This window comes from Gammaproteobacteria bacterium (assembly GCA_035546635.1).
Classification (GTDB): Bacteria; Pseudomonadota; Gammaproteobacteria; order JAURND01; family JAURND01; genus DASZWJ01.
This window is the reverse complement of the sequence record DASZWJ010000028.1, coordinates 267,382-284,655: the sequence shown is the minus strand read 5'-3', so window position 1 is coordinate 284,655 and position 17,274 is coordinate 267,382. Positions and strand designations below refer to the sequence as shown.

Annotated in this window: 15 protein-coding genes; all 15 read right to left on the bottom strand. The window is 41.6% G+C overall.

Going from position 1 to position 17,274, the window contains the following annotated elements:
• Positions 1-5: 5 nt before the first annotated feature.
• Positions 6-1,235, bottom strand: coding sequence for a dicarboxylate/amino acid:cation symporter (locus VHE99_08075; GenBank protein HVV68968.1), 1,230 nt, complete (start codon positions 1,233-1,235; stop codon positions 6-8).
• A gap of 70 nt (positions 1,236-1,305) precedes the next feature.
• Positions 1,306-2,688 carry a UDP-glucose/GDP-mannose dehydrogenase family protein gene (locus VHE99_08070; protein HVV68967.1) on the bottom strand — a complete coding sequence of 461 codons (1,383 nt, stop codon included), beginning with the start codon at positions 2,686-2,688 and terminating at the stop codon, positions 1,306-1,308.
• A gap of 2 nt (positions 2,689-2,690) precedes the next feature.
• Positions 2,691-4,568, bottom strand: a complete 1,878-nt coding sequence (locus tag VHE99_08065; protein HVV68966.1) for a nucleoside-diphosphate sugar epimerase/dehydratase — start codon at positions 4,566-4,568, stop codon at positions 2,691-2,693.
• Positions 4,569-4,722: 154 nt separating this feature from the next.
• On the bottom strand, positions 4,723-5,772 hold the full coding sequence (locus tag VHE99_08060) for a glycosyltransferase family 4 protein (protein ID HVV68965.1): 1,050 nt from the start codon (positions 5,770-5,772) through the stop codon (positions 4,723-4,725).
• Entirely contained in the window at positions 5,769-6,695 is a 927-nt protein-coding gene (locus tag VHE99_08055; GenBank protein HVV68964.1) for an NAD-dependent epimerase/dehydratase family protein, read from the bottom strand. Before VHE99_08055 ends, VHE99_08060 begins: the two co-directional genes overlap by 4 nt.
• Positions 6,696-6,801: 106 nt before the next feature.
• The gene (locus VHE99_08050; GenBank protein ID HVV68963.1) at positions 6,802-7,818 is read right to left on the bottom strand and encodes an SDR family oxidoreductase; all 1,017 of its coding nucleotides are present in this window, start codon (positions 7,816-7,818) and stop codon (positions 6,802-6,804) included.
• Positions 7,806-9,095, bottom strand: a complete 1,290-nt coding sequence (locus tag VHE99_08045; GenBank protein ID HVV68962.1) for a nucleotide sugar dehydrogenase — start codon at positions 9,093-9,095, stop codon at positions 7,806-7,808. The genes VHE99_08050 and VHE99_08045 overlap by 13 nt, the downstream gene beginning before the upstream one ends.
• Before the next feature lie 43 nt (positions 9,096-9,138).
• Entirely contained in the window at positions 9,139-10,314 is a 1,176-nt protein-coding gene (locus tag VHE99_08040; GenBank protein HVV68961.1) for a glycosyltransferase family 4 protein, read from the bottom strand.
• The gene (locus VHE99_08035) at positions 10,314-11,378 is read right to left on the bottom strand and encodes a glycosyltransferase family 4 protein (protein HVV68960.1); all 1,065 of its coding nucleotides are present in this window, start codon (positions 11,376-11,378) and stop codon (positions 10,314-10,316) included. Before VHE99_08035 ends, VHE99_08040 begins: the two co-directional genes overlap by 1 nt.
• Positions 11,375-12,436: a dTDP-glucose 4,6-dehydratase gene (gene rfbB, locus VHE99_08030; GenBank protein ID HVV68959.1), complete on the bottom strand. Its 1,062-nt coding sequence runs from the start codon at positions 12,434-12,436 to the stop codon at positions 11,375-11,377. The genes VHE99_08035 and rfbB overlap by 4 nt, the downstream gene beginning before the upstream one ends.
• Positions 12,429-13,310: a dTDP-4-dehydrorhamnose reductase gene (rfbD, locus tag VHE99_08025; protein ID HVV68958.1), complete on the bottom strand. Its 882-nt coding sequence runs from the start codon at positions 13,308-13,310 to the stop codon at positions 12,429-12,431. The genes rfbB and rfbD overlap by 8 nt, the downstream gene beginning before the upstream one ends.
• Before the next feature lie 9 nt (positions 13,311-13,319).
• A complete protein-coding gene (gene rfbC / locus VHE99_08020) occupies positions 13,320-13,856 on the bottom strand; it encodes a dTDP-4-dehydrorhamnose 3,5-epimerase (GenBank protein ID HVV68957.1) in 537 nt (178 codons plus the stop codon).
• On the bottom strand, positions 13,828-14,742 hold the full coding sequence (rfbA, locus tag VHE99_08015; GenBank protein ID HVV68956.1) for a glucose-1-phosphate thymidylyltransferase RfbA: 915 nt from the start codon (positions 14,740-14,742) through the stop codon (positions 13,828-13,830). Before rfbA ends, rfbC begins: the two co-directional genes overlap by 29 nt.
• 168 nt (positions 14,743-14,910) lie before the next feature.
• Positions 14,911-16,038: a DegT/DnrJ/EryC1/StrS family aminotransferase gene (locus tag VHE99_08010; GenBank protein ID HVV68955.1), complete on the bottom strand. Its 1,128-nt coding sequence runs from the start codon at positions 16,036-16,038 to the stop codon at positions 14,911-14,913.
• A gap of 75 nt (positions 16,039-16,113) precedes the next feature.
• Entirely contained in the window at positions 16,114-17,262 is a 1,149-nt protein-coding gene (gene rffA, locus VHE99_08005; protein ID HVV68954.1) for a dTDP-4-amino-4,6-dideoxygalactose transaminase, read from the bottom strand.
• Between the last annotated feature and the right edge of the window lie 12 nt (positions 17,263-17,274).

Sequence of the window (17,274 nt, the reverse complement as noted above, 5' to 3'; positions counted from 1 at the left end):
CCCCCCTAAACCGTATCATAAACCTCTGTATTCATGCTTTTTTCATTTTTAGCAACAATACAGGCTACCACCGCATCCCCCGACACATTAACCGCTGTTCTTGCCATATCCAGCAACCTATCAACCCCGATAATCAAGGCAATGCCTTCAACCGGCACATTAACCTGCTTCAAAACCATTGCCAAGGTAATCAAACCCACACTGGGAATACCGGCCGTCCCTATTGAAGCCAGAGTAGCCATCATGATGACCATTAAAAAACCTGTCAATCCAATAGGCACGTTATAAACATGGGCAATAAATACCGTAGCTACCCCCTGCATAATAGCAGTACCATCCATATTGATGGTCGCACCCAAAGGCACGATAAATGAGGCCACTTGATTTTTGACTCCGAGCTTATGTTCTACCGTTTCCAATACGACTGGGATAGAGGCATTACTACTTGAAGTACTAAAAGCAAATAACATGCAGGGATAAAATTTTCTAAAAAACATCAGCGGGTTTAAGCCACCAACTACTTTAAGCAATAAAGAATAAGTGACGGTCAGATGTATTAATAATACTAACAAGACAATAGAGAAATATCCGAATAGCTGGCCGATTAAATTAAAGCCCATCTGGGCAAAGCTCACAGCGACTAAACAAAAAATACCATAAGGCGCTAGCTGCAACATCATCGTGATAAAGTGCATGATTACATCATTGAGATCACGAAAAATTGCACCTATACGCTTACCCGCTTCTCCGGCAGCTGAAAGTGCCATACCAAATAATATGGAAAAGACGATGATCTGCAACATTTCACCCTCAACAAGGGCTTTGAAAAAATTGCTTGGAAATAGGTTACTGATAATATCTTTAATGGAAGGCACTTCTTTGATGGCTAACGGTGTAGTCGATGCTGCTTGCAAGTCAGAGCCAATTGAAAAAATGCTGGCGAACAAAATGGCCAAAGTGATAGCAATGGCTGTCGTGATGAGATACAAAACTAAAGTCTTACCACCAATACGGCCTAATTTTTTGATATCCAGAGAACTGCTGCCGCAGACTAGAGACACAAACACCACGGGCACTACGAGCATTTTCAGAATAGTGATAAAGATGTTACCACCGGTTTTTAAAATATCATCCAATAGGACTTGTATAATGGCATGGCCGGCATTCATGCGTATTAATAATCCAGCGACACACCCCAACAACATGGCAAGCAAAATTTTTATTGTCAAATTCATCAATTGAACTCGCAGGTTTTCAATTAATTCATTCACCTCTCCGTCTGTGACTGAAGGGAGAGATGAAAATCTAAAAGATACTTTCTTCCACAAGGGAAGCAGACAAAGAATGACTCAACTTCTCTCCACGTCCAATAGCAAAATAACTCAATCCATGTTCAGCTAAAACCTGAGTCGCATATAAATTTCTACCATCAAAAACTGCCGGATAACGTAATTTTCTCTTGATTAAATCAAAATCCGGGTGGCGGAATTCATCCCATTCAGTCACTACCGCCAACACATCAGCGCCTGCTAAAGTATCATTCGCTTTCGTGCATAGATTAAAACCTTGAGCTTGCGCGTAAATTCTTTGTGCTAAACTGCTTGCTGCCGGGTCATATGCTTGTACCTTCGCTCCAGCGGCTAATAATGCATCAATTAATACTAAGCTGGAAGCTTCGCGCATATCATCCGTATTGGGTTTAAATGCTAAACCCCAAATGGCTATGGTTTTACCTGCAACATTTCCTTGAAAATAAGTAGAAATTTTATTGAACAACACGCGTTTTTGCTGGTTATTCACGCTTTCTACCGCTTTGAGAATGGCGGGTGAATACCCTAGCTCTTCTGACATTTTTTTCAGTGCGCGCACATCTTTAGGAAAACAAGAACCACCAAAACCACAACCTGCATATAAAAATTGGTGACCAATACGATGATCAGAGCCAACTCCGCGGCGGATCATATCAATGTCAGCACCAAAACGCTCTGCCAAATGACTCATTTCATTGATGAAACTAATTCGCGCAGCCAAATACGCATTGGCCACATATTTGGTTAGCTCAGCTGAATTATTATCCATGAAAATAAAACGTTGGCTGTTATCATCTAATGGCTGATATAGCTCATGCAGTAATTTAGCTGCCCGATCATTATCAGCACCGATAATAATACGGTCGGGTTGCATAAAATCGTAGATAGCAGCGCCTTGCCTTAGGAATTCAGGATTAGAAACGACATCAAAATCAGTATGAGCCCCGCGTTGCTGCAATTTTTCCAGCATCAAGCGTTTTATTTTTTGGGCAGTACCAATTGTGACTGTGGACTTATTGACAATAATACGATATTCCGTTGCACATTCAGCAATACCGGTTGCAACCGCAAATACACTTTGTAAATCGGCAGAACCATCTTCGGCTGAAGGGGTACCTACTGCAATAAATTGAAATAATCCATGGTCGACCCCTGCTTTTAAATCCGTACTAAATGCTATTCGACCAGTGGTATTGATATGACGTTGCAAATATTCTTCTAAATCCGGTTCATAAATTGGGCTGATTCCCTGCTGCAATTCCGCGATTTTTTGTGCATTGATATCAACCAATAATACATGATTGCCCAATTCTGCAAAGCAAACACTAGTAACCAGCCCTACATAGCCTGCACCATAGATGGTTATAGTTTTTTCCATAATTATATTTCTTCGGGTACGAGAGTGGGTTGATTATTCCCAACAAGCTCAATAATTGCTGCTCTTGAGTACTCTGGGACCAATAATAACAACAGATGCCACAATTTCGATTCTTTATTCTCATCACAGGCTTGTTTCATCTCTTTTAATGTCTCAAGCAGTTTTGGCCAATCGCGTTCGCGATAAGAGGCCTGTAAGATTTTTTCATGTGCAGTTTTTTTAAGCGCCTCAGATTCGTGAAATAGTTCTTCATAAAGTTTTTCACCAGGACGTAAGCCGGTATATTGAATTTCTATATCTTCTCCCAACGTTAAACCGGCTAACAAGATCATCTGTTCGGCCAAATAGCGTATTTTAATCGGATCTCCCATATCAAGTACAAAAATTTCACCGCCACTCCCCATCACTGTGGCTTGTAAAATTAATTGTGTCGCTTCGGGGATAGTCATAAAGAAACGTGTTATTTCTGGATGAGTCACAGTCACTGGGCCACCCGACTCTATTTGTTTACGAAATAAAGGCACAACGCTCCCAGCAGAGCCCAGGACATTACCAAATCGTACGGTTATAAATTTTGTATCAGAATGGGCATTATAGTTTTGTATAAAAATTTCCGCTGCTCTTTTAGTAGCTCCCATCACATTACTAGGATTTACGGCTTTGTCCGTTGAGATTAATACGAATTTTTTAACTTTGGTCGCTACCGCTTCTTCCGCGAGAATCTGCGTACCCAAGGTATTATTGTGTATTGCCACTCGCAACTGGCTTTCCAACATAGGCACATGTTTATACGCTGCTGCGTGGAATACGACATCTATTCGGTTTTGACACATGACTTCACGTACTGCAACTCGGTCAGTGACATCAACCAAATAACCCATAAAATCAATTTCTGGAAATTTCTGACTGATTTCCATTTTAAGAGAATACAGATTATATTCATTTTGTTCGATTACAATCAGCTTTTTAGGAGCAAGGCGCGCCACCTGCCGGCATAGCTCTGATCCGATTGAACCACCACCGCCCGACACCATGACCGTCCGCTCTTCAATGCCACGGCGGATATCCTGCCAGTCCAATGATACTGGGTCTCGACCTAATAAATCTTCTAAAGAGACTTCTCGTAAGGCATCAATTTTAACATTGCCACTAGCTAAATGATCTAATCCCGGTAGTGTCCGAAATGGCACGCCAGTTGATTCGCAATATTCCACAATACGCCGCATATCTGCAGATCGGGCAGACGGCATAGCAATAATGATTAAATCAATCTGATAGCGTTTAACAATCGCCGGAATCACTCTGGTCGTCCCTACGACGCGTATACCCTGTATTTCCTGACCTTCTTTGCTAACCCTATCATCGACAAAAGCCACTGCATGATATTCTCTATTCACATCCCGTTTCAAATCACGGGCTATACCTTCACCAGCCTGACCTGCCCCTACAATTAAAACCCGCTTGCCATGTCGTTTACCTTTGTCTTTAGACCAACGATAAAGGAAACGCGACCCACCTAAAAACATGATAAGCAATAAACCATAAAGCGGAAAAATGGAGCGCGGTACCTGAATGAGACGTTTATCCAAGAAAAGTATGACTATCGTGAGAATAACAGCCGTAACCACTGCTTTGACAATACGCATCAGATCAGGCAACGAGGCAAAGCGCCATATACCGCGATATAAACCAAATATCCAATAAAACCCAACCTGTATGACCATGAGCATGGGCAGAATAATTTCAGCTTGTTGAAGTTTATCTGCCGGCACCTCGCCCAGGTTAAAACGCAGCCAATAAGCAGCATACCATGCCAATACGATCATCACTAAGTCATGGCAAAACACAATAGAGCGTTTCTTTAAGGTGGCATATTTCATTTTCACGTATATATTTCCTAATAGCTTTGCGTAACGATACCTGACCATTCTATATTTACAAGCAAGTATTCACACCACTTTGAAAAGTGGATCGCAAGCTACAAAGCTTGCCGGGATGCCAGCGTCAATAAGTGGCTTCATGCCTCTACCCCCCTTAATCCCCCTTTTTCAACGGAGGCAAGTAATTGGGTTTACGATACATAGGATTAAGATTTTCCACAATTTTGTACAACAATACCAAAACTCCCAGTGCAAAGATAGCCAACCAAATCATTAAATTTTGATAATAAAAGCCTAAAATTGCCAAAACCGCCAAAAAAGAATTCACTCCAATGACTGCCCATACTACCTGGCCATGGCTCCACCCTAACTGATGCAAACGTTGATAGGCGTGAAGTCGATGTGCGTGATACCAGACTTCCTTGGCCAATATGCGGCGTACCAGCGTGATAGTCGCATCAAATAGAAATACACCATACAAAATTAGCCAAAGCAACAATGGAATCCCATAGTATTTATCTGCCAATAAAGCGATGACCAGGATAATAAAACCCAAACTGGCGCTACCCACATCACCCATAAATACTTTGGCCGGAGATTTATTGAGCACCAGAAAGCCGGCAATCGTGGCTGCTAGCATCCAAGATAAAAATGCCATACTCTGCCCGCCTGATTGTTGCAGGAAAAAACCACCCACACCCAAGATAAATAAAGCTTCAACTCCAGCGATGCTATCAATACCATCCATAAAATTAAACAGGTTGATCGACCATGCGATGATTAAAATAGCGATGATAGAGCCTAACCAACCCAAAGGTATGCTTAAATTTTTGGCAATGATGAGATGATCGAATCCCCCTAATGCACCAACACTGATACATGCCGCAGCCACATAGGCGCATGAGCGATATTTCGCTGATAAAGAATGACGGTCATCATAAAAAGCGGTAACCGCGATTATAATAGCGGAAGGAATAACAGCCAGAAATTGTCTAACAGTCCACAATTGAAAAAAGCTGGCAATCACGGCGGCTAACAGCCATAAGCTAATAAACACCAAGCCGCCACCGCGTGGAACAATGCGCGTATGCGAACTGCGTTGATTAGGTACATCAAGCCATTTTTTTCTCACTGCTAAATGGATATAACCATAGGTTATAACAAGGGAGAGAATAAATAATAGTATTAAAATTAGGTATATCATAACTGCAAAGCTTTTATTAACTGCTCATGTAACGTATGGGCTGGTTTCCACGCTAACACGGCTTTAGCCCGCGTCACATCCAGTCTCAGTGATTCAAATAACTTATTATACATACTCGCTTTGCCTATGGCTGTTAAACCCACTTGCATGAGCGCCGGTGGAACAGGTAATAACAAACATTTTTTATGGAGTATCAAAGCAATCATCATACATAAGTCTTTCAAATTCATATCATCATCATCAGCAACATTAAATACTTTATTGGCTGCCGCTGGGCTCCTCGCGCACAACAATAAAAAATCTAATAAATTATCAATACCAATAAAACTGCGTTTTTCCAGGGCTAAGCCAAAAGGTAGCAAAGGGATTTTTTGTACCAATCTAACTAATGCATTGAAATTACCTGGCGCGTCTTTACCATACACCATGGGTGCGCGCACAATCACAGTTTCTAATGCAGTTTGTTGTGCGATAGCCTGCAATTCCATTTCAGCCTGCAGTTTGGTTTTTCCATAAAGTGTAACGGGCTGTTTTTGCGCATCTTCTGTTAATGAATTCGTACTTGTTTCTCCATAAACACTGGCGGTACTGAGTAGTACCAGTCGCTTAACACCCGCGGCTGCTGCCTGCTCTGCCAATGTGGCTGTGGCTGCGGTAATGGTTGTTTGATAAATTGCAGCATCCTGAATGTCTAGTCGGTGTACTGTTGAGGCCAAATGATAGACTACGTCAACACCTGTTAAAGCCGAACTCCAATCGGTAGTCGCACAGATCGAACCTGTGACCTTGGGCTGCACGCCTTTGGGGACTGAACGTGATGCATCACGCACGGTGCCTATAACAGCGATCCCCTGGTTTAGTAAATGTGTGCAAAGGCGATTTGCGATAAAACCATTTGCACCAGTGACAAGATAGGTAGTCATTATTTACTCACATTCTTTAATTTTTTCCTCTTCCCCTTCTGGGCATAGGCACTACAGTGCTTAATTTAACCTTTTGCCGCTAGTGGAGAAGGATTTAAGCTATACTTTATTTTTGCTTTCTATACCAAGCCATTGCCACCCCCAACCCATCATTCACATCATGTGTAGGCACATAACCCAATAATTCTTTAGCTAAAGTGATATCCGCCAACGAATCTTTGATATCACCAGGACGAAACGCTTGATAAACCGGGCCGGCATCAGCAACACCCAGCAAAGTCGCTATTTGCTTAAATAAGGCATTCAAGGAAGTCTGCTGACCCACCGCGATATTAAACACCTGACCAAAAGCTTTTGAATTATCCGTCATAGCAGCTAATAAATTTGCCTGTACCACATTATCTATAAAACAAAAATCACGGGTAGTGGTGCCATCACCATAAATTACCGCCTGCTCACCCGATAGCAAACTCTGTACCCAACGCGGTAACACCGCAGCATAGGGTCCAACAGGGCTCTGCCTTGCGCCAAATACATTAAAATAGCGTAACCCAAAAGTCACAAAATTATAACAACGGGTAAACACTTTACCATACAGTTCATTTGTCATTTTACTCACAGCATATGGCGATAATAATTGACCAAGGTGATGTTCAACTTTAGGCAGTATTGGAGAGTCGCCATACACCGAACTGGAAGAAGCATAAACAAAACGTCTGACATTATTTTTCTGCGCAGCCGTCAACATATTCATAAATCCATCAACATTCACCGCATGCGTGGTTAATGGATCTTTAATTGAGCGCGGCACACTACCTAATGCCGCCTGATGCAATACCAGATCAACACCTTCGGTTGCTTGATGACAAACGGCTAAATCACGAATATCACCTTCGATAAAATGAAAAAGCTGTGCCCGATCAGGCGGCAGATTATTTAATACTTGTTGTAAATTATGTTGATACCCTGTTGCAAAATTGTCTAAGCCAATGACCTGCTGCGAAAGTCGCAGCAATTGCTCAACTAAATGACTGCCAATAAAACCCGCCGCACCTGTAACTAACCAAGTATATTTTTCCTGCGATAAACGTTGGCATAATTGTTGATAAGCTATAGTCGCCATAATTGAACTCCCAGTGTATGCAATGCATTTCTATCCAATACACTTTTAACATCGACAACCAGCTTAAATGGGTTTGAAAGGCACTGTGTCAATTGCGTCAGTGTTTTATCTAAATAAAACTGATGTGGAACAGCTAAAATCAAAGCATCCATACGGGCGAGATTGGCAAAATCAACAGTTTGTAATCCATATTCTTGATGAATATCTGCCTCTTCGGCGACAGGGTCATGCACCGTTACCTCAATGCCATAATCCTGTAATTCTCGTACCACATCGACGACCTTACTATTGCGCATATCGGCGCAATTTTCTTTAAACGTTAAACCACAAACTGCGACGCGTGACTGCTTGATCGCAACACCCCCATGAATCAACTGTTTTACGGTTTGGGCAGCGATATATTTGCCCATATCATCATTGATACGGCGCCCTGCTAAAATGACTTCAGGGTGCAGACCGCTCATGAGTGCTTTATGTGTCAGATAGTAGGGATCAACGCCAATGCAATGCCCCCCTACTAGTCCTGGTTTGAATGGCAAAAAATTCCACTTCGTCGCTGCGGCTTTTAACACTTCAGCAGTATCAATATTCAAGGTGTTAAAAATCATAGCCAATTCGTTAACCAAGGCGATATTGAGATCGCGCTGCGTATTCTCAATAACTTTAGCTGCCTCAGCCACTTGGATGCTAGGCGCAGAATAAACTCCCGCCTCTACCACTTCTGCGTATAAATTGGCGATTATCTCTAACACCTCTTCAGTTTGTCCTGAAACTACTTTACATATTTTAGTAAACGAATGTTCGCGATCACCTGGATTAATACGCTCAGGTGAATATCCTAGAAAAAAATCTACCCCGGATTGCAATTGCGAGGCTTGCTCTAAAATAGGAGCGCAAACCTCTTCCGTCGCACCGGGATAAACTGTTGATTCATAAATCACAATTGCGCCAGGTTTGAGATAACGACCGATTAACTTTGAAGCTTCGATTAAAGGAGTAAAATCTGGCTGTTTGGCGCGGTTAATTGGGGTAGGAACTGCGACGATAAAGGTATCAGCCTGGTGCAAATCTTCGGGATCGGCAGTAAATTTTAAATGGGTTTGCTGCAAATTTTCTGTAGATACTTCACCGGTTTTATCAATACCATTTTTAAGCTCAAGGATACGTTGCAACTTAATGTCAAAAGCAATGACTTGACGTTTTGCTGCAAACGCTACCGCCACGGGCAAGCCAACATATCCTAAACCAATTACAGCTAACTGACGCGATTTATGCATAATAATTTACTCAGAAAGTTTTCGCTAACCTCCCTCCCTCTTTTCAAAGTGGGTGGGCAGTTATGTTTTTCGCAGCATCCATATCTTCATTTTCTATCCTAGGAAAAATTTTCATAGCCTCTAGCATGATTCTATTGATCCGAGAAACCCCAAAACGCTGGACAGCTATCTCGCGGCTAACTGCACCCATTTGGGCAATCGCTTCAGGATGTTCAATAAAATAATGCATAAACTCTACCAAATGCTCAACGTCTTTTACCGGCGCTAAAAAACCGTTTTGTTGCAAACGCACCACTTCACGACATCCTGGCGCATCTGTCGTAATAATGGGTCTAGCAGTAGCCATAGCTTCTAAAGCTGAACGTGGCAAACCTTCACGATAAGAAGGCAATACAAAAACGGAAGCTTGCTTAAGTGCTTCACGGATATCCATTAATTCGCCGAGGTATTCAACCACACCGCTTTGTATTAATTCATCCAAAGCGCTTTGCGTTAGTCCGGTCGGATTATTGTGTAACCCTCCCGCAATCAAGAAACGTACTTCGGGGTATTGTTGTTTTACACATCTTGCCGCCTCAATAAATTCATTGATGCCTTTATCGCGGATTAGACGCCCTACAAATAAAAAGCTAAGTTGCTGAGGGTAAGGTAACGGCGCAAAATGATGGGTATCGACCCCAGAACCATCAGTCAATACGACTTGGTTTTGTTTGACTAAACCTGATTGTAAAAATAACGCCGCATCATCAGCATTATGAAAAAATGTGTTATCAACACTAGCCAATAGCCATTTATACAGTGGTTTTATTAAAAAACGCAGTAGGCGTTGCTTATAAGAATCTCCGGTAAAAACATAACCTAATCCCGGAAACATGACATTGACTCTAGCCCGTGTACTGAACTTCGCAGCAAGACTGCCAAAAATAACGGGTTTGATCGAATAAAAAAATAACAGGTCCGGCTTTAACTCGCGGAAATAACGTTTTAATGTCGAAAAAAGCTTAATATCATTGAAAACATTTAAACTGGTATTGCGCACCGCTAGCGGTAGTAATTCAACGCCAATGGAATTGAGTTTTTGACGAGCATTTTCAAAATATTGATCCGGTGGTGCTAAAGCGGTCACCTTAAGCCCAGCTTTTAAAAAATCAGTAATCAGGTGAAACCGTAGATTCACTAAAGTATGTGATTGGTGGGCAACAACAATTAATTTAGTCATTATTTGAAAGTCTTTTGAAAAAGGTCAATCATTACAGGAGCTGTCACTTGTAAACAGTATTTTTGCTCCACTAATAACCGTCCTTGTCGTCCCATAGCGTCCCGCAATCCGGCATCACGCAATAAACGTTCCAACGCTTCCTGCCATTGCTCTTCCGTTTGAGCGAGAAACCCATTCTTGCCCTCTTGCACTATTTGGCTATTGACACCCACAGGCGAGGCAACCACGGGTTTGGAACAAGCCATATATTGAATCAATTTATAACCGCATTTACCATGATCAAAAGGAACATCACGTAAAGGCATAATTCCAATAGACATACGCTGAATAGCCTCTACTTCAGAGTCTTCACTCCAGTCTAACCATTCAACCGGTAAATCAGCAAAACCTTCACCCTTAGCACCTACCACTAACAATTTTGCGTTATATTTAGGTAAAACTTTTGCTAACACAGGCGCTAATGTCTGCAGTAAACGAAAAGTAGTCGGAGCCCCGATCCAACCAATAATTAAATCTGTTGAATCTTCTGTGGCCACCGGTAATGCATAACGCGTTATGTCAATCACCGTAGGAATAATGGCGATTTCTTTAGCGCCTGCCGTTTTCGCACGATTGGCCAGATATTCATTTCCCGCCACGACCAATCTAGCATGGTGCATGACCTGGTCAATTTTTTTGCCCAACATGCTCCGTATCAACGGTTGACGATGTAAATCATAATAATGAAATACTGCGTCATCGTAATCGACAACATAAGGTATGTTTAGTCTATGTAAAATTTTTTCTGCTAACGCCGGCATCCAGGGAAATAATTCTTTTTCTATCCATAAAAATTTATATTTTTTAGCCTGTAATAATTGTTTTATGCGTCGCAAGTAAGCTTTAATGATATGGAATTTGTTTATTTGACGTTTTCCATAGAGCGCTGCCAAATAATGCTTATCTAAAAGACACGAAAAATCCACTTCAATGCCTGATGCTTGCCAAAATGGTAAGTATTGTAACGTTCGCAACCTGGAACTACCGGCTTGCCGATCATAACGAGTCAACGCTAAAACTCTCATGCTTTTAACTCAGCCGCAGAATCAACAGACCTTGCCACATTGGCGGAAGATTCTTGTGCATACCATTTTATGGTTTTTAATAATCCATCTTCTAAAGAGGTCTCTGGAAACCATTGTAATTCGCTGGAAATTTTGCGGATATCCATTGCATAGCGCCAATCATGCCCTGGCCTATCAGTCACAAACGAGATCAAGCTTTCATGGGTATTATTTTTTGGAAATAATTTATCCATAATATGAGTGATTTCTTTAGCCAATTTTAAATTTTCTACTTCACATTCTCCGCCGACATTATATTTTGCACCAAGCGTACCCTGACGAATAACTTTATCAATTGCTGAACAATGATCTTCAACATATAACCAGTCACGCCGGTTCTTGCCATTACCGTAAACCGGGATAGGCTGCCAATTGAGACAACTACGGATCACGGTAGGAATAAATTTTTCAGGATGCTGGTAAGTCCCATAATTATTGGAGCAGTTGGAAATAGTCACCGGTAGATGATAGGTTTCATAATAAGCACGGACCAAATGATCTGAACCGGCTTTACTGGCAGAATAAGGAGAATTGGGTGCATAAGGCGTCAATTCAGTAAATGGCGGATCAGTTTCTGATAATGTCCCATAAACTTCATCTGTAGAAACATGGTGAAAACGGCACGCATCTGGCTTTAATTGACGTTCATTGAGCCAATATTGCCGGGCAGCTTCCAACAAAATAAAAGTACCATTAAGATTAGTTTCTATAAATGCAGCTGGGCCTGTGATAGATCGATCTACATGACTTTCTGCTGCAAAATGCACGATGGTATCTATGTTATACTTACTGAGCAAATGAGATACCAGTGCGCTATCACAAATATTGCCGACCACAAACTCATGTCGATTTGCATCAGGAAGTAGTTCCAAATTTTTTAACGAGCCAGCATAGCTTAATATATCTAGGTTAACAATTTTTAAATGGGGATGGGCTTTTAGCGCATAGCGGATAAAATGGCTACCAATAAACCCAGCCCCGCCTGTGACTAGCATAGTCTGAGGCATATAGTCATTCATCATATAATTCCTGTATCACAGCGGTTAATGCATTCATCCAAGGTTGCGGTTTTATATCCAGGTGAGAAATAATTTTCTCGCATGACAGAATTGAATTTTTAGGACGTCTGGCAGGAAGTGGGTAATTCTCAGTTTTAATTGCTGCAATTTCTTGTACTTTCAATACTTCATATTGTGCTGCAATATCTAAAATAGCTTGAGCGAATTGATACCAACTGACGAAAGGCGCACCACAAAAGTGATAAGTACCCCATATGACCTCTCCGACTGCAATTTTACTGACAATTCTGTATATGGCATCTACGATTTCTTTTGCTGCGGTAGGACCGCCAATCTGGTCATCGACAATAGTGAGCCTATCTTTTTCCCGGCCGAGGCGCAACATGGTCTTGACAAAATTATGTCCCTGAACACCATAAACCCAGCTGACCCGTAAAATGATATGGGTATTGAGCGCTTCTCTGATAGCGACCTCCCCCAGCCACTTGGTTTTTCCATAAACACTTTGTGGGTTAGGCATATCTTCTTCTGTGTAAGGGGTCGCCTTTTCGCCATCAAAGATATAATCTGTAGAAATATGAATCAGTGGGATTTGTAATTTTGCGCAGGCTGCGGCTAGATATGCGGGACCTTGAGCATTGACAGCATGAGCCAATTCGGATGCTTGCTCTGCCATATCCACTTTAGTATAAGCTGCGGTATTGACAATTAAATCAGGCTGGTATTGCTGGAGTATGGAGTCTACCGCTGCGGCTTGTGTAATATCTAACCCCTGGCGGCTTAGCTCGATTAATTGATGCTCTTTGGAAAGTTCTTGATGTTTTCTAAATTCACTACCTACCTGCCCGCTTGCGCCTGTTACTAATAACTTCACTTTAGAACCTCAAAATTTGGGTAAATGCTCGGGTACAACTTCACTCAATAGGGGGTAAGCTTTATCTTTTTGGGAGAGAATAGGTTCTGAATTTTGCCAACTGATATTGATATTAGGATCATCCCAACGAATACCAAACTCAGACTCTGGATGATAATAATCACTGCATTTATAAAGAAAATCAACCTCTTCTGAAAGCACAGAAAAACCATGCGCAAACCCTTCAGGAATAAAGAGTTGCAAATGATTTTCATCGCTCAATTCAACCCCCTGCCATTGACCAAAGGTTGGTGAACCTCTTCTAATATCTACAACTACATCTAATACCGCGCCACGAATAACTGAAACCAATTTAGCTTGAGGGTGTTCTAGCTGGTAATGTAGACCACGCAACACGCCTTTCACCGAACGTGAAATATTATCTTGTACAAATGAAGTAGATATCCCTTTCGCTAGATAATTTCGCAGATTATGCGTTTCTAAAAAAAATCCACGGGGATCTTTAAAGACTTGTGGCTCAATAAGTAGCAAGCCTGGCAGCTTCATAGAGGTGACCTTCACTTAAATTCCTCTCCAATAAATTCAACAGATATTTACCATAACCACTCTTATATAATTCCTGTGCAGTCTGTTCTAACTGCGTATCATTGATAAAGCCCATACGCCATGCCACTTCTTCCGGACAAGCGATTTTTAAACCTTGTCTGGCTTCGATTACTTCAACAAATTGTGAAGCTTCTAATAAAGATTGATGGGTGCCCGTATCTAGCCAAGCCATACCCCGGCTTAAAATTTCTACTTCCAAGCGACCTTGGCGTAGATAAGCCATATTAAGATCGGTAATCTCTAATTCACCTCGGGCAGAGGGTTGCAAATTTTTAGCAATTTCAATTACATCATTGTTATAAAGATAGAGTCCTGTCTGCGCAAAATGTGAGCGCGGCTCCTGTGGCTTTTCTTCAATTGTTACAGGTTTACCATATTGGTTAAATACAATAACCCCATAGCGTTGTGGATCTTTTACATAGTAAGCAAAAGCGGTGGCACCATCACAGTTTTTCACTGAATTCTGTAACAAATGGCTAAGTCCATCGCCGTAGAAAATATTATCACCGAGAATCAAACAGACTCTTTCTTGGCCAATAAATTCTGCACCAATCAAAAAAGCCTGCGCCAATCCACCTGGTTCAGGCTGAACAGCATAACTAATGGAAATTCCCCATTGCGAACCATCACCAAGTAACTTATTAAACTGCCAAGCATCATCAGGGGTAGTAATCACCAGGATATCGCGTATGCCCGCTAACATTAAAGTCGATAATGGGTAATAAACCATGGGTTTATCATAGACTGGCATTAATTGTTTGCTGACAGCTTTAGTGAGAGGATAAAGACGAGTACCCGAACCACCGGCTAAAATTATTCCCTTCATAGGTCACCTAAAAACTTGCTAAAGCTCATATACACTGTCCCATTATTAATTTGGCCAGAAAATTTCCCCTTTGATAAGGGGAAATTTGTAACTTAATGTCTATACCTCTTGGGAGAAGGCGGTAAAACTGACTATTTAAGCCAAGAATGAAGGCTTGAGTATTTAACTTCAACCACAAAGAGACAAAGCCTCACTTGTGGCGGTAACTGCAGCAACGACTACTTCCGCTATATTTTCAATTTCCTGATCCTGCAAATAAGGATGAAATGGCAGGCTCAAGACAGTTTTAGCCATAGCTTCAGCATGGGGAAGTGAATGTGGTATATGACTTTGTGCAAAATCAGCAAATAAAGGCTGTAAATGTATGGGAGTCGGATAATGCACCGCACTTGGGATCTGATTTTGTGCCAAAGCTTTAATCACTGCGTCACGATCACTAACCTGTATCGTATATTGAGCGTAAGTACTTTGATTATGTGGTTCAATATAAGGAGTTGCTACAGATTTAGACAATAAGGCATCAAATTTTTGACTGATTTCTAGCCTGCGCTCCAATTCTTCAGGAAATATCTCTAATTTAGCTAACAATATAGCAGCCTGAATAGTATCCAAACGACCATTAATGCCTACCCGTACATGGTGATAACTACGATCTTGACCATGATTTCTGATACGCCGTAACTGCAAGGCCAACTCATCGTTATCAGTAAAACAGGCACCACCATCACCATAAGCACCCAATGGCTTGGCAGGATAAAAGCTCGTACAGGCGACATCGCTTAAGTTACAGGATTGACGGCCTTTGTACTTAGCCCCAAAACTCTGTGCAGCATCCTCAATCACATATAAGCCGAATTTTTTCGCCAAAGTATTAATTACATCAAAATCTGCGCACTGGCCATATAAATTAACCGGCATTATGGCTTTGGTTTTAGGGGTAATGGCTTGCTCGATTTTTTTAGGATCAATATTATAGGTTTTAGGGTCAATATCTACGAAAACAGGAACTGCACCTAACAACTTAATCATTGAGGCGGTAGCAATAAAGCTGAAGGGAGTAGTAATGATTTCATCACCGGGCTGAATATCAAGCGCCATAAGCACTATTAGCAAAGCATCTGTACCGCTTGCCACACCTATACAGTGCTTTGCACCGACATATTGCGCTAATTTTGTTTCTAATTCACTAATTTCTGGACCATTGATGAATTGACCACGCTCCAGAACCTGGTTGATGCGTTGTTGAATGCTATTTTGAATATAACGATATTGTGCTTTTAAATCAATAAATTGCATAGTATGTTTCGATCTAATATGTGCCTAAATGTGGAATGTCATGCTACCGTATATCTTAAAAAAACACAACCATCGTCAAACTACGACTTGACTTGAACGAATAGCCTTATTTACCTGATCCACGATGGAGTCCAAATTATCTTCCAAACCTACCCACAATGGCAGCCTAATTAAGCAATCGGCCAGGGTATTAGTCATATCCATTTTGCCAGGCGTATGACCAAACTTTTGTCCGGCGGGTGAACTATGTAATGGAATATAGTGTGGAACTGCATGTATGTTACCATTGTCTTGTAATTGCTGCTTAAATTTTGTGCGCCGCGCCAAATCCGGCAATAATAAATAGTACATATGCGCATTATGCTGGCAATTTCCCGGTATAACAGGTCGGCGCAGCAGTTTCTCAGCTTCTGCCCCCGCAAAACTTGCATGATAAGCATCCCATAACGCAAGTCTATGGGAGGTAATATTCTCAGCTTCTTCCATTTGTGCCCATAAAAAGGCTGCAATAATTTCTCCTGGTAAAAATGAAGAGCCAATATCTTGCCAGGTATATTTATCGACTTCACCTCTAAAAAAACGGCTACGGTCTGTGCCCTTTTCTCTAATAACCTCAGCCCGCTCAATGAATTGCGGGTCATTAATTAAAAGTGCTCCGCCTTCTCCTGAAATAATATTTTTAGTTTCATGAAAGCTGAATGCTGCCATGTGTCCAAAACTTCCCAAAGGACGTCCTTGGTATGATGACATAACTCCTTGTGCCGCGTCCTCCACCACATAGAGATTATGCTTTTTAGCTATGTCCATAATCACCTGCATCTCACAACCCACACCAGCATAATGCACCGGCACAATGGCTTTGGTCTTGGGAGTAATGGCAGCTTCAATTTTAGTTTCATCCATATTGAGCGTATCGGCGCGAATATCAATGAATACCGGCACTCCTCCGCGCAACACAAATGCATTTGCCGTAGACACAAAGGTATATGACGGCATAATCACTTCATCACCCGGCTGAATATTAAGGAGAATGGCTGCCATTTCCAGAGCTGCCGTACAAGAATGGGTCAACAAAGCTTTTTTGCAGCCTACATTTTGTTCAAGCCATGCTTGGCATTTTTTAGTAAATGAACCATCGCCAGCTAATTTGCCCAAGGCATGGGCTTCACTGATATATTGAAGCTCGTGACCAACGATATAAGGTTTGTTAAATGGTATTGTCAATGTGAATCCTCC

Coding starts and splice junctions, on each gene's coding strand:
- VHE99_08055 (HVV68964.1), bottom strand. CDS start 6,695: ATGACTACCTATCTTGTCACTGGTGCAAATGGTTTTATCGCAAATCGC.
- VHE99_08060 (HVV68965.1), bottom strand. CDS start 5,772: ATGATATACCTAATTTTAATACTATTATTTATTCTCTCCCTTGTTATA.
- VHE99_08075 (HVV68968.1), bottom strand. CDS start 1,235: ATGAATTTGACAATAAAAATTTTGCTTGCCATGTTGTTGGGGTGTGTC.
- VHE99_08045 (HVV68962.1), bottom strand. CDS start 9,095: ATGCATAAATCGCGTCAGTTAGCTGTAATTGGTTTAGGATATGTTGGC.
- rfbA (HVV68956.1), bottom strand. CDS start 14,742: ATGAAGGGAATAATTTTAGCCGGTGGTTCGGGTACTCGTCTTTATCCT.
- VHE99_08040 (HVV68961.1), bottom strand. CDS start 10,314: ATGACTAAATTAATTGTTGTTGCCCACCAATCACATACTTTAGTGAAT.
- VHE99_08065 (HVV68966.1), bottom strand. CDS start 4,568: ATGAAATATGCCACCTTAAAGAAACGCTCTATTGTGTTTTGCCATGAC.
- VHE99_08035 (HVV68960.1), bottom strand. CDS start 11,378: ATGAGAGTTTTAGCGTTGACTCGTTATGATCGGCAAGCCGGTAGTTCC.
- rfbC (HVV68957.1), bottom strand. CDS start 13,856: ATGAAGCTGCCAGGCTTGCTACTTATTGAGCCACAAGTCTTTAAAGAT.
- VHE99_08070 (HVV68967.1), bottom strand. CDS start 2,688: ATGGAAAAAACTATAACCATCTATGGTGCAGGCTATGTAGGGCTGGTT.
- VHE99_08050 (HVV68963.1), bottom strand. CDS start 7,818: ATGGCGACTATAGCTTATCAACAATTATGCCAACGTTTATCGCAGGAA.
- VHE99_08010 (HVV68955.1), bottom strand. CDS start 16,038: ATGCAATTTATTGATTTAAAAGCACAATATCGTTATATTCAAAATAGC.
- rfbB (HVV68959.1), bottom strand. CDS start 12,436: ATGAATGACTATATGCCTCAGACTATGCTAGTCACAGGCGGGGCTGGG.